This window comes from Pseudomonas sp. R4-84 (genome assembly GCF_054130985.1).
Genome location: NZ_CP096390.1, coordinates 2200820 through 2213480, shown reverse-complemented (window position 1 = coordinate 2213480; position 12661 = coordinate 2200820). Strand labels below are relative to the sequence as shown.

11 protein-coding genes are annotated in these 12661 nt (G+C 61.2%); 9 read left to right on the top strand and 2 right to left on the bottom strand.

All coding sequences use genetic code 11. The annotated features are described in order from the left end of the window. Positions 1 to 108 precede the first annotated feature (108 nt). Both M1D68_RS10250 and M1D68_RS10245 read left to right on the top strand, forming a co-directional pair. Entirely contained in the window at positions 109 to 966 is an 858-nt protein-coding gene (locus M1D68_RS10250; protein ID WP_434563561.1) for a GNAT family N-acetyltransferase, read from the top strand. A gap of 42 nt (positions 967 to 1008) precedes the next feature. After that, positions 1009 to 1716, top strand: coding sequence for a cupin domain-containing protein (locus M1D68_RS10245; RefSeq protein WP_434563559.1), 708 nt, complete (start codon positions 1009 to 1011; stop codon positions 1714 to 1716). 299 nt (positions 1717 to 2015) lie between these two features. Here the strand turns inward: M1D68_RS10245 and M1D68_RS10240 are convergent, their stop codons facing one another. Then, positions 2016 to 3158 carry an HlyD family secretion protein gene (locus tag M1D68_RS10240; RefSeq protein ID WP_457970207.1) on the bottom strand — a complete coding sequence of 381 codons (1143 nt, stop codon included), beginning with the start codon at positions 3156 to 3158 and terminating at the stop codon, positions 2016 to 2018. Continuing rightward, entirely contained in the window at positions 3155 to 4816 is a 1662-nt protein-coding gene (locus M1D68_RS10235) for an MFS transporter (protein ID WP_434563555.1), read from the bottom strand. Before M1D68_RS10235 ends, M1D68_RS10240 begins: the two co-directional genes overlap by 4 nt. Positions 4817 to 5311: 495 nt before the next feature. Between M1D68_RS10235 and M1D68_RS10230 the strand changes: the two genes are divergently transcribed. The 7 genes from M1D68_RS10230 to M1D68_RS10200 all read left to right on the top strand — a co-directional run bounded on the left by M1D68_RS10230 (position 5312) and on the right by M1D68_RS10200 (position 12540). Beyond that, the gene (locus M1D68_RS10230) at positions 5312 to 6613 is read left to right on the top strand and encodes an OprD family porin (RefSeq protein WP_434563553.1); all 1302 of its coding nucleotides are present in this window, start codon (positions 5312 to 5314) and stop codon (positions 6611 to 6613) included. Positions 6614 to 6794: 181 nt separating this feature from the next. Continuing rightward, complete coding sequence (locus tag M1D68_RS10225; protein ID WP_420764460.1) at positions 6795 to 7613, top strand: NAD-dependent epimerase/dehydratase family protein; 819 nt, start codon at positions 6795 to 6797, stop codon at positions 7611 to 7613. Between the two features lie 43 nt (positions 7614 to 7656). Continuing rightward, on the top strand, positions 7657 to 8562 hold the full coding sequence (locus M1D68_RS10220; protein ID WP_434675006.1) for an SMP-30/gluconolactonase/LRE family protein: 906 nt from the start codon (positions 7657 to 7659) through the stop codon (positions 8560 to 8562). A gap of 56 nt (positions 8563 to 8618) precedes the next feature. Next, positions 8619 to 9587, top strand: a complete 969-nt coding sequence (locus M1D68_RS10215; RefSeq protein WP_420764462.1) for a TRAP transporter substrate-binding protein — start codon at positions 8619 to 8621, stop codon at positions 9585 to 9587. A gap of 76 nt (positions 9588 to 9663) precedes the next feature. Next, complete coding sequence (locus M1D68_RS10210) at positions 9664 to 10191, top strand: TRAP transporter small permease (protein ID WP_420764463.1); 528 nt, start codon at positions 9664 to 9666, stop codon at positions 10189 to 10191. Then, a complete protein-coding gene (locus M1D68_RS10205) occupies positions 10191 to 11471 on the top strand; it encodes a TRAP transporter large permease (RefSeq protein WP_420764464.1) in 1281 nt (426 codons plus the stop codon). The genes M1D68_RS10210 and M1D68_RS10205 overlap by 1 nt, the downstream gene beginning before the upstream one ends. A 199-nt stretch (positions 11472 to 11670) precedes the next feature. After that, positions 11671 to 12540: an aldose 1-epimerase gene (locus M1D68_RS10200; protein ID WP_434700919.1), complete on the top strand. Its 870-nt coding sequence runs from the start codon at positions 11671 to 11673 to the stop codon at positions 12538 to 12540. Positions 12541 to 12661 lie beyond the last annotated feature (121 nt).

The following is a 12661-nucleotide window of genomic DNA, read 5'->3' as shown; positions in this document are numbered from 1 at the left end:
GCTGCCGAATTCACTGGCGGCTATTGTCAGCCCAGGCGACAGGTGAGATACAACCATTCTGCACGGACAATTGCGTCCGGCTCCACGTCAATTTCCAGGGGACCCGCCATGTCCATTTCGCAACGCCCTGCTTACGTTTATCGCGCCATGACCGACGCTGATGTTCCCTCGGCGCATGCCTTGTCCGTGCAGCTGAAATGGCCCCATCGCCTGGAGGATTGGGCCATGTTGCAGCGGCTCGCCCAAGGTTTCGTCGCACTGGATGGGGATCGCTTGATCGGCACTGCGTTCTCCTGCGCCCAGGGCAACTACGCCACCATCGGCCTGGTTATTGTCGACGATGAATACCAGGGCCGGGGCATTGGTCGCAAATTGATGGAGTTGGCGATCGAGGCTTGCGGTTCGCGGACCGCCGTTCTCAATGCGACGTTGGCCGGCACGCCTCTATACGCCAGCCAGGGCTTCGTTGAGTTCGGGCAGATCCAGCAACATCAAGGGCACACATCGTCACCTGTCCCGCCGGCCCTGGGCAACGGCCAACGCTGCCGTGCGCTGGCACCGGCCGATCGGGCCGAGTTGATCAGGCTGGCCAACCTTGGCAGCGGCCTGGATCGCGAGGCCGTGCTGAACGATCTGTTCGATGTCGTTGAACAAGGCGTGGGCATCGAGCAGGACGGCCAGTTGCGCGCCTTCGCCCTGCTTCGCCCTTACGGACGCGGACGCTGCATCGGCCCGGTCATCGCCCAGGACGCCACGCAGGCCCGGCACCTGGTCGCGGCATTGCTGGCCCACGTGCCGGAGGCGTTCGTGCGCATCGATATTCCCGCCGACTGCGGCTTGGGGCCCTGGCTCGAAGAGATTGGCCTCAAGCACGTCGACACCGTCGCCCAGATGGCACAAGGCACTGCGCCCCAGGCCAGTGGTGGCGTGCGCCAATTCGCACCGGTGACCCAGGCCATCGGCTGACAGACTCTTCATTCCATGCCGTTAATTCCGGAGCAATGTTTCATGCTTGAGCCCACTGCAATGCTGTTGGCGCGCGCCGATGGCAGCCCCGCCTCCACCTCATTCAAGCCAGGTTCATTGGGTGCCAACGACCCCTTCGACCGGCTCATTGCCTACGCTGGGGTTGATGGCATGGCCGCCGGCGTGGTCCGGGCCGGCGGACGAATCAGCGTCGAGGAGTATCCGTTCAGCGAAACGATCGTCGTCCATGCCGGGGCGGTCACGCTGCGCAGCCAGGCGCAAACGCTGCGGCTCAATCCGGGCGAAAGCGCTGTGATAGCCCGTGGCACCGCCCTCGAAATTGATGCGCAACCGGCTTCGCTGTGGGCCTTTTGTGCCGATACCCAATCCGTCGAGGCCAATCAACCGGGACTCACCGCCCTGCCCGCGCCGACCTTGCTTGCACCCTCCGCGGCGCCCGACGAAGAGATCCTGCTCAGCCCGGCGCCGCAATGCCGCTCGCACAACCTGTTCGTCGAGCAAGCGACGAACCTGCGCATCGGCATCTGGGATTCAACCCCCTACACACGCAAGTCACGGCCGCACAAGCTGCATGAACTGATGCACCTGCTCGAAGGCAGCGTCACCTTGCAACTGGCCGACGGCACCGAGCTGATCGTCGGCACCGGCGATACAGTGTTCGTTCCCTTGGACGCCCCTTGCGCCTGGAAAAGCAGCGTCTACGTGCGCAAGGTCTACGTCGTGAGATGAGCGCCAGGCACTGAATTCAAGATTGCACCGGGTTCTTGTGGGAGCGAGCCTGCTCGCGAAGAAGCCGGCACATCCAGCATCTTCATCGCCTGGGGTGCCGCCATCGCGAGCAGGCTCGCTCCCACATTGGATTTTTGGTAGCCACAGAACTTACATAATCCACATTGGATTTTTGGCAGCCATAGAACTCACATAATCCACATACCCTTGTGGGAGCGAGCCTGCTCGCGAAGAGGCCGGCATATCCAGCATCTTCATAGCCTGGGGTACCGCCATCGCGAGCAGGCTCGCTCCCACAATTATTCTGTTTTTTCTGCATTACCCGCCGTATCGATACTCACCACCACCGACATTCCCGGCCGCAGGCGTTCGCTTTCCGGCTGGCCTGGATCGACTGTGATGCGAACCGGCACGCGCTGGGCGATCTTGACGAAGTTGCCCGTGGCGTTGTCGGCCTGCAACAGGCTGAACTCAGAACCGGTGGCCGGGGAGATCCGTTCGACATGCCCATGGAATCGGCGATGGCCGAGGGCATCCACGGTGAAACTTGCCGGCTGGCCAACACGCACCTTATCCATCTGGGTTTCCTTGAGGTTGGCGATCACCCATTTCTGGTTCGGGACCAGGGCCATCAGCTGTGCACCGGAGTTGACGTAGGCCCCGAGGCGTACGCCGATCTGCCCCAACTGACCGTCCCGGGGCGCCACGACTCGGGTGTTGGACAGGTCGATGCGCGCCAGTTGCACCGTCGCCTCGGCACTGGCGACGGCGGCTTCGAGGGAGCCACGGTTGACGACCACCGTTTGCAAATCCTGGCGGGCGATTTCCAGGCTGGCCTGGGCTTGCGCCACGGCGGCTTGGGTTTGTGCGCTGGCCGCGCGGCTCAGGTCCAGCTCACGCTGGGACACCGAACCGTCTTTGATCAGTTCCTCGTTGCGGCGCAGGTCGGCGGCGTTTTTTCGTGCCTGGGCCTGGCTGTCCGCCAGCGCGGCCTGGCGCAGCTTGATGGTGGCTTCGGCGCTGTTGCGTTGCTGCACGACGTTGGCGAGGGCCGCTTGCTGCACGGCCAGTTCCGCCAGTGCCTGGTCGAGACGTTGTCGATAGATGCGGTCGTCGAGCCGCACCAACAGATCGCCAGCCTTCACGAACTGAAAATCCTGCACCGGCACCTCATGCACGTAGCCGCTCAACTGCGGCCCGATGATCGTCACTTGCCCGCGCACCAAGGCATTTTCTGTGGTTTCCACGGCGCTACCGAACGGCGGCAATTGCCAGGCATAAAGCACCACCAGCACACCGACGATCGCCACCGCCGCGAACCCCAGGGATGAAACAACTCTTATCCGCAGGGAACGCGGTTTTGTCGCTGGAACGGCGGGTGGCGCCTGGTCCTCAGGCGTATCGGCGATGGCGTTGGTGGTCGTGGAGGTCGGCTCGGTCATGAAGAAGTGGCACCGCTTGGTTGTGTCGAAGGGGCAGGCGCTGTGGCGACGTGCTGGGTGGTAGTCATCAGCCACAGGGCGCGGAGGGAGATCCAGATCATGGTCAGCACGGCGATCACCGCGATCAGCATGAACACATCGTTGTAGGCCAGCACGTTGGCTTCGCGGGTGGCGGCCGCGGCAAGGCTGCGAATGCCTTGCAGGTGCCGCAGGCCCGGATCGGCGATCAGCGAACCCACCGCCGAGCCACCGCTGTCCACCCGCGCGGCCACGCGAGGGTCGAACAGGTTGATGTTTTCCACGAGGTGGCTGGAATGAAATTTCTCGCGCACCACTTGGAAGGTACCGAGCACCGCGGCCCCCACCAGGCCACCGAGGTTCTGGCAAATCCCGAACAACACGGAAAAACTCACCAGATTGCGCGGGTTGGTCAGTACATTGCGCACGCCGAGAATCATCGTCGGCCCCAGGAAAAACGTACTGCCAAACGCCAGCAGAAACTGACTGAAATACATGTTCTGCGGGCGGCTCAGGTTGTTCGAGTAGCTGTCCATGACCGAACCTGTCGCCATCAACGCGAGGGAGATGATCAGGGGCATGAACAGGTGCGCCGGGTTGATCGTCAAGGCACTGGTCACCAGCCCGGCGATGCTGCCGACCAGCATCACCACATAAAGGCTGTGCATCTGTTGGCTGCTCATGTTCAGCGCTTGCAGAAACCCCACCGCTCCAGTGGATTGTTCCGAAGTCACCATGCGAATCAGGATCACCGCCAGGGCCAGGCGGATCATCACCCCACTGCCCAGCCAGCGCGTCATCAGCATCGGGTTGCTGCGGTTATGCTCGATCGCCAGGCCCGCCAGGATCAACACGATGGACAGCGCCGAGGCCACGCCGATCCATGGCGCCTCCAGCCACCAATCGATGCGCCCCAACGACAGCACCGCGCACAACAAGGCGACGCCGCTGGCAAGCACCGTGAAGGTCAGGAAATCGAGTTTTTCAAACGTCTTGAAGCGGTCGCCCGGTGGCAACTTGAGCAGCAGCACGCAACCCAACGAGAGCAGCGCCATCCCCAGTTCGAACAGGTAGAGGCCCCGCCACTCGGCAATTTGCAACAGGTCTTCGGAGAACAACCGGGCCATCGGCAAGGCCAGCTGCGAAGTCCCCAGGCCCAGCACTAGCGCCTTGAGCCGCCACTTCGCCGGGAAAGCCTGGACCATGTAATACAGGCCCAAGGAGCTGAGGGCAGCGCCGACCATGCCATGGGCCGCCCGCACGGCAATCGCCGAGTTCAGGTCGTTGACGAACAGATGACCGAACGTCACCAGGGCGTACAGGGCCAGGAACACCTCGGTGAACGCGCGCAAGCCGAACTGCTGGCGGAACTTTACCAGCAGCAGGTTCATGGAGACGTTGGTCATGACGTAGGCGGCGGGCAACCAGGCCATCTCGGCGGTGGTGGCGCCGAGGGCCCCTTGCAAGTAAGGCAAGTTGGCGATCACCAGCGAATTGCCCAACCCCCCGGTCAACGCCACCAGCACGCCCACCAGCGCAAAGGCGAGCCGTTTGGGCGTGGGATGCAGTGGCGTCGACGGGGAGCCTGGCAGCGTCGGCCTTTCGTGGGGCTCCCAGGCGCGTGGGGTGTATTGATCCATTCAGAGACCTTGCAGGGACATGTCGGCTCGTTTGCCACGGGTCAATTCCCGTTCGACGATGGGAAGGTGCAAGAAGTGCCCGGGGCTTTTGCGTGGCGAGGGAGCTTGCTCCCGCTGGCTGCGCAGCAGCCTCCCCTGTAAACGGAATACGCCGTACAGAGTCGCCTGGGATGGGGCGGCTGTGCAGCCCGGCGGGAGCAATCTCCCTCGCCCCCACTGCTTTTTTCGAGGCCATTCGACTAATGTCTTACGCCGGTCATCGCATGACCGGCGCCGCTCGTCGCTATCCTGAGGGCACCGTTTTTCCTTACCGCAACGGCCCGCTTGCCTGCGTTTTGTTAGGCGAAAGCGTTGAAATAGCCCATGGCCGGATCATTCTCGATGAAAATTTGCGGTAATGGCCAGTTGACAACGAGGAACGCTCCACAAATAATCCGCTCCATGTTGTACGACGACGTATGACAAATAAAAACAACAAAAAGTAGGAGCGTCAGAGTGAGCACTCGTGCCCGTTTTTCGTCCAGTAACCGCCCCAGCCGCCGTACCCTTCTCAAATCCACGCCCGCGCTGTCACTGCTCGGCTGCACCGGTCTGGCGCTGTTCATGCCCATGACCGCTGGTGCCGAAGGCTTTGTCGATGATGCCAAAGCCACGCTGAACCTGCGTAACGCCTATTTCAACCGCAACTTCGTCAACGACAACGCCACCCAGGGCAAAGCCGAGGAATGGACCCAGAGTTTCATCCTCGACGCCAAGTCCGGCTTCACCCAGGGCACCGTCGGTTTCGGCGTTGACGTGCTGGGCCTGTACTCGGTCAAGCTCGACGGCGGTCGTGGCACGGCCGGCACCCAGCTGCTGCCGGTGCACGACGACGGCCGCCCGGCCGATGACTTCGGTCGCCTGGGCGTCGCCCTGAAGGCCAAGGTCTCGAAGACCGAATTGAAAGTCGGCGAGTGGATGCCAGTGTTGCCGATCCTGCGTTCCGACGACGGCCGTTCCCTGCCGCAAACCTTCCGTGGCGGACAGGTGACTTCCACCGAAATCAACGGCCTGAGTCTCTACGGCGGCCAGTTCCGCGCCAACAGCCCGCGTAACGACGCGAGCATGGAAGACATGTCGATGAACGGCCGCGGTGCATTCACCTCGGACCGTTTCAACTTCGGTGGCGGCGAATACGCCTTCAACGAAAAACGCACCCAGGTCGGCGTCTGGTACGCGGAACTGTCCGACATCTACCAACAGCAATATTTCAACCTGACCCACAGCCAGCCGATCGGCGACTGGACCCTGGGCGCCAACCTCGGTTACTTCACCGGCAAGGAAGACGGCAGCGCACTGGCCGGCGACCTTGACAACAAAACCGCCTTCGCCATGCTTTCCGCCAAATACGGCGGCAACACCTTCTACGTCGGCCTGCAGAAAGTCGGCGGCGACGATGCCTGGATGCGCGTCAACGGCACCAGCGGCGGCACCCTGGCGAACGACAGCTACAACTCCAGCTACGACAACGCCAAGGAAAAATCCTGGCAACTGCGCCACGACTTCAACTTCGCCGCCGTCGGCGTGCCGGGCCTGACCCTGATGAACCGCTACATCAGCGGTGACAACGTTCACACCGCCACGGTCGATGACGGCAAGGAATGGGGCCGTGAAACCGAACTGGCCTACACCGTGCAGAGCGGCGCACTCAAGAGTCTCAACGTGAAATGGCGTAACGCATCGATTCGTCGCGACTTCAGCACCAACGAATTCGACGAGAACCGTATCTTCATCAGCTATCCGATTTCGCTCCTGTAAGACCCATGGAACACTTGCCATGAACGCCTGCCAGCGCCATGGCGAGCCCCGGCAAGGATGCCGACCCAGAGCGGTTCGTCGATCAAACGTTGACAAGGTAGCGGAAGGATAAGGATATTCCCTCTCGGTCGTACGACAACTTATAACAACTGTACCTCTCACTGTTTGCTCAGGTAATGCCATGACCACCACACAGATTCGCCATCCCTTCAATCGCCTGCTGTTGACCGGCGCCGCCGGCGGCCTTGGTAAAGTCTTGCGCGAACGCCTCAAGCCTTATGCCCGCCACATTCGCCTGTCTGACATTGCCAACATGGCCCCGGCCATCGATGAAAGCGAGGAAGTGGTGCCGTGCGACCTGTCGGATAAGCAGGCCGTGCATCAACTGGTTGAAGGTGTCGATGCCATCCTGCATTTCGGTGGTGTATCGGTTGAGCGTCCATTCGAGGAGATCCTCGGCGCCAACATCAGCGGCGTGTTCCACATCTACGAAGCCGCGCGTAAGCACGGTGTCAAACGCGTGATTTTCGCCAGTTCCAACCACGTCATCGGTTTCTACAAACAAGACGAAACCCTCGACGCCCACTGCGCTCGCCGTCCGGATGGCTACTACGGCCTGTCCAAGTCCTACGGCGAAGACGTCGCCAATTTCTACTTCGATCGCTACGGCATCGAAACCGTCAGCATCCGCATCGGCTCGTCGTTCCCGGAACCGCAGAACCGCCGGATGATGAGCACCTGGCTGAGCTTCGACGACCTCACCCAACTGATCGAATGCTCGCTCTACACACCCAAAGTCGACCACACCATCGTCTATGGCGTCTCCGCCAACCGTGACGTCTGGTGGGACAACAGCCACGCCGCGCACCTGGGCTACAAGCCCAAGGACACCTCGGAAATCTTCCGCGCCAAGGTCGAAGCGCAACCGATGCCGGCCGCCGATGATCCGGCCATGGTCTACCAAGGTGGCGCCTTTGTGGCCGCCGGCCCGTTCGACTGATCCGCCTGTTGTCCGTGGGATACAAACGAACCAAGGAATCACCATGCAAGCCGAATTGATTGTCGACGCACGCAACGCCGTCGGGGAAAGCCCTGTGTGGGTGCCCGAGGAAAACGCCTTGTATTGGGTGAACATCCCCAGCGGCGGCCTGCAGCGCTGGAGCGCCAGCAGCGCAAAGATCCAAAGCTGGGAAGCCCCCGAAATGCTCGCCTGCATTGCCCGTCACCAGGACGGTGGCTGGATCGCGGGGATGGAAAGCGGTTTCTTCCGCCTGCATCCACATGACGACGGCAGCCTGGACAGCGAGCTCTGTGCAAACGTCGAGCACAGCCGCGCCGACATGCGCCTCAACGATGGCCGTTGCGACCGCCAGGGTCGTTTCTGGGCCGGCAGCATGGTGCTGAACATGGGCGCCAATGCGGATGAAGGCAAGATGTACCGTTATGAAGCCGGACAACGCAGCCCGGTCGAGGCGCAACTGAGTGGTTTCATCGTGCCCAATGGTCTGGGCTTCAGCCCCGACGGCCGGACGATGTACCTGTCCGATTCACACCCGCTGATCCAGCAGATCTGGGCTTTCGACTACGACATCGACAGCGGCACCCCATCCAACCGCCGCCTGTTCGTCGACATGATGCCCCTGGCCGGTCGCCCGGACGGCGCGGCAGTCGACGCCGATGGTTGCTATTGGATCTGCGCCAACGACGCCGGCTTGATCCATCGCTTTACGCCGGATGGACGTCTCGACCGCTCCCTGGAAGTGCCGGTGAAAAAACCGACCATGTGCGCCTTTGGCGGCAGCCAGCTGGACACCCTTTTCGTGACCTCGATCCGTCCTGGAGACGACAACGATCCGCAATCCCTGGCCGGTGGCGTGTTCGCGCTGAACCCCGGCGTCAAGGGTCTCGCTGAACCTGCTTTCGGAGGATGGAAACACTCCGCGAACTGATCTGCTTTGCCGCTTCACATCGATAGACATAAAAACAACAACACTGGAGATTGACCATGAATTTCAAACGTACACTTCTGATCGCGGCCTTGCCCCTGGCCTTCCTGGCACAGGCGGCGCAGGCTCTGGACATCAAGATCGCCGACATCCACCCCAAGGGCTACCCAACCGTGGTCGCCGAGGAATCCATGGGTAAAACCCTGGAAAAGGAGAGCAAAGGCGAACTGAAGTTCAAGTACTTCCCGGGGGGCGTACTGGGCTCTGAAAAAGAAGTGATCGAGCAGATGCAAGCCGGCGCAATCCAGATGTCCCGCGTCAGCCTGGGCATCGTCGGCCCCGTGGTGCCGGACGTGAACGTCTTCAACATGCCATTCATCTTCCGCGACCAGGCGCACATGCGCGCCGTGATCGACGGTGAGGTCGGCGATGCGATCCTGGACCGGATCACCAACTCCGAATTCGGCCTGGTGGCCCTGGCCTGGATGGACGGCGGCACGCGCAACCTCTACACCAAGAAGCCCGTGCGCACGCCGGAAGACCTCAAGGGCATGAAAATCCGCGTCCAAGGCAACCCTATGTTCATTGAAATGATGAACGCCATGGGCGGCAACGGTATCGCGATGGACACTGGCGAGATCTTCAGCGCGTTGCAGACTGGCGTGATCGACGGCGCAGAAAACAACCCACCGACCATGCTCGAGCACAACCACTACCAGAACGCCAAGTTCTACAGCTTGACCGGGCACCTGATCCTGCCTGAGCCGATCGTGATGTCGAAAATCACCTGGAACAAGCTCACCCCAGAGCAGCAGGACATGGTGAAGAAAGCGGCCAAGGCTGCCCAGGCTGAAGAGCGCAAGTTGTGGGACGAGAAATCGGCCGCCAGTGAAGAAAAACTCAAGAAAGCCGGCGTCGAGTTCATCACCGTCGACAAGAAACCCTTCTACGACGCCACCGCGCCGGTCCGAGCCAAATACGGTGCACCGTACGCCGACCTGATCAAGCGCATCGAAGCTGTTCAGTAAGACCTCTTAATCTGTACTCATGAAACGGCTGGGCGCGCCTGCGGTTAGAAGGCGCGCCCGGTAACGGTGGAACCCGATGAAGAATTTGCTGCTGCGTATCAACGACAAGATTTACATGACTTGCATCTGGGTGGCCGGCCTCTCTGTCCTTGCCGTTGCGCTGATGATCCCTTGGGGCGTGTTCGCCCGCTACGTCCTTGGCACCGGCTCAAGCTGGCCGGAGCCCACCGCGATCTTGCTGATGATCGTCTTCACCTTCATCGGCGCCGCCGCCAGCTACCGCTCCGGGTCGCACATGGCTGTGGACATGGTCACCAGCCGCCTGCCCCAGCACTGGCAAAACGTGGCTTCGGTGTTCACCCAGTTGATGATGGCAGCGGTGTGCATTTTCATGACCATCTGGGGTGCCAAGCTGTGCATGACCACTTGGAACCAGTTCATGAGCGCCATCCCTACCCTGCGAGTCGGCATCACTTACATGCCGATCCCGATCGGTGGGTTCCTGACCCTGATTTTTGTCTTGGAAAAACTCTTGCTGGGTGATCAAAGCCAGCGTCGGGTCGTGCAGTTCGACCTGGTAGAAGAAAACGAAGGTGCCGCTTAATGGACGCTCTGATTCTGCTGGGCAGTTTTTTGGTATTGATCCTGATCGGCATGCCGGTCGCCTACGCGCTGGGCGCCGCCGCCCTGATCGGGGCATGGTGGATCGACATTCCGTTCCAGGCCATGATGATTCAGATAACGGGCGGCGTGAACAAATTCTCGCTGCTGGCCATTCCGTTCTTCGTCCTGGCCGGCGCGATCATGGCCGAGGGCGGCATGTCTCGCCGGCTAGTGGCCTTCGCCAGCGTGCTCGTAGGTTTCGTCCGTGGTGGCCTGTCCCTGGTCAACCTCGTGGCCTCGAGTTTCTTTGGCGCGATCTCCGGTTCCTCGGTGGCTGACACCGCCTCGGTCGGTTCGGTACTGATCCCGGAAATGACACGCAGGGGCTATCCGCGTGATTACGCCACCGCCGTCACCGTCAGTGGTTCGGTACAAGCGCTGCTGACACCGCCAAGCCACAACGCAGTGCTGTACTCTCTCGCCGCTGGCGGCACCGTCTCCATTGGTTCGCTGTTCATGGCCGGCATCGTCCCCGGCATCATGATGAACCTCTGCCTGATGGCGCTGTGCCTGGTCTTCGCGAAAAAGCGCAATTACCCCAAGGGCGAGGTTATTCCGCTCAAAGAAGCGCTGAAGATTTGCAAGGAAGCCATGTGGGGCATGATGACGTTGTTCATCATCCTGGGCGGCATTCTCTCGGGTGTGTTCACTGCCACTGAATCGGCCGCCATCGCCGTGGTGTGGGCGTTCTTCGTGACCATGTGCATCTATCGCGACTACAAGTGGAGCGAGTTGCCGAAACTGATGCACCGTACGGTGCGCACCATTTCCATTGTGATGATCCTGATCGGCTTCGCCGCCAGCTTCGGCTACATCATGACGCTGATGGAAATCCCGGCGAAGATCACCACCGCGTTCCTGACGCTGTCGGATAACCGCTACGTGATCCTGATGTGCATCAACGTGATGTTGCTGCTGTTGGGCACCGTGATGGACATGGCACCGCTGATCCTGATCCTCACGCCAATCCTGATGCCAGTCATCGTCGGCATCGGCGTGGACCCGGTGCAGTTCGGCATGATCATGCTGGTGAACCTGGGTATCGGCCTGATCACGCCGCCGGTGGGCGCGGTGCTGTTCGTCGGCTCCGCCATCGGCAAGGTCAGCATCGAAAGCACCGTCAAGGCCCTGCTGCCGTTCTACGGCATGCTGTTCCTGGTTCTGCTGCTGGTGACGTACGTGCCCGCCATTTCGCTGTGGTTGCCACATTTGGTGTTGTAACAGAAAACAATAGGTCCCCTTGTGGCGAGGGGATTTATCCCCGCTGGGCTGCGCAGCGGCCCCAAAACCAGCCATCTCGATTTGTCTGATACACCGAGATTGAAGCCTTTAGGGCTGCTTCGCAGCCCAGCGGGGATAAATCCCCTCGCCACACTTGGGCGTATTCCCCTCCAGCTTTGCCAACCCATCAGACGCCGCCATGACACCACCACTCCTCCACCTCGAAGACGAACTGACCCGCCTCACCCTGGCCCCACACCTGGGCGCCAGCCTCGTTGAATGGACCTTGCGCAGCACCGGCGCTCCCCTCCTACGCCCACCCGCGCCACAAGCGCTGGAAAATGGCTTGCCAGGCAAGCTCGGCTGCTTCCCGTTGATCCCGTGGTCGAACCGAATCGCCCATGGCGGTTTCGATTGCCCCGGCGGCTGGCTCGCCCTGGAAGCCAACAGCCCCAACGATCCATTTCCGATCCATGGCAGTGCCTGGCAGCAGCCTTGGCAAGTCGCCGAACAGAGTGCCGGGGAAGTTTTGTTGCAACTCGACTGCCAAACCCCGTTTGCCTATTGCGCCAGCTTGCGGATCCGCCTCAGTGGCGGCCAACTGCAGATGGCGCTGCACGTCACCCACATGGCCGAACAGGCCGCCTGGCACGGGTTGGGTTTGCATCCGTATTTCCCGCGCACAGCCGATACACGCCTGCAAACCCGCGCCAGCGAAGTCTGGATGTGCGACGCCACGAAACTGCCAACGGAACTGAAGGATGTTCCCTCGGAGTGGGATTTCCAACACGCACGGTTACTGCCGGATACCCTCGTCGACAACGGCTTCGGTGGTTGGGATGGCCAGTGCCTGATCCAGCAACCAGACCTGGGTTATGAACTGGAATGCCGCGCCAGCGGCAGCGATTACTTCCTGCTGTACTGCCCCGTGGGGCTGGATTTTTTCTGCATCGAACCGGTAAGTCACCCGGTCAATGCCCATCACCTGCCAGGACGGCCGGGGCTGCGTTTGCTGGAGCAAGGGCAATCGGTGGCGTTGGGGTTTTCGATGCAGTGCCGAGAGTTGTAAGGCGCGCCGATCCCCGTGGCGAGGGAGCTTGCTCCCGCTCGGCTGCGAAGCAGACGCCCTGGCTCAAGACCGTATGGGCCTGCTGCGCAGGCCAGCGGGAGCAAGCTCCCTCGCCACAAAA

What these genes read in the sequence shown, in the direction of transcription:
- M1D68_RS10200 (WP_434700919.1), top strand. Translation starts at nt 11,671, where the DNA reads ATGACACCACCACTCCTCCACCTCGAAGACGAACTGACCCGCCTCACC.
- M1D68_RS10210 (WP_420764463.1), top strand. Translation starts at nt 9,664, where the DNA reads ATGAAGAATTTGCTGCTGCGTATCAACGACAAGATTTACATGACTTGC.
- M1D68_RS10250 (WP_434563561.1), top strand. Translation starts at nt 109, where the DNA reads ATGTCCATTTCGCAACGCCCTGCTTACGTTTATCGCGCCATGACCGAC.
- M1D68_RS10205 (WP_420764464.1), top strand. Translation starts at nt 10,191, where the DNA reads ATGGACGCTCTGATTCTGCTGGGCAGTTTTTTGGTATTGATCCTGATC.
- M1D68_RS10240 (WP_457970207.1), bottom strand. Translation starts at nt 3,158, where the DNA reads ATGACCGAGCCGACCTCCACGACCACCAACGCCATCGCCGATACGCCT.
- M1D68_RS10235 (WP_434563555.1), bottom strand. Translation starts at nt 4,816, where the DNA reads ATGGATCAATACACCCCACGCGCCTGGGAGCCCCACGAAAGGCCGACG.
- M1D68_RS10220 (WP_434675006.1), top strand. Translation starts at nt 7,657, where the DNA reads ATGCAAGCCGAATTGATTGTCGACGCACGCAACGCCGTCGGGGAAAGC.
- M1D68_RS10225 (WP_420764460.1), top strand. Translation starts at nt 6,795, where the DNA reads ATGACCACCACACAGATTCGCCATCCCTTCAATCGCCTGCTGTTGACC.
- M1D68_RS10245 (WP_434563559.1), top strand. Translation starts at nt 1,009, where the DNA reads ATGCTTGAGCCCACTGCAATGCTGTTGGCGCGCGCCGATGGCAGCCCC.
- M1D68_RS10215 (WP_420764462.1), top strand. Translation starts at nt 8,619, where the DNA reads ATGAATTTCAAACGTACACTTCTGATCGCGGCCTTGCCCCTGGCCTTC.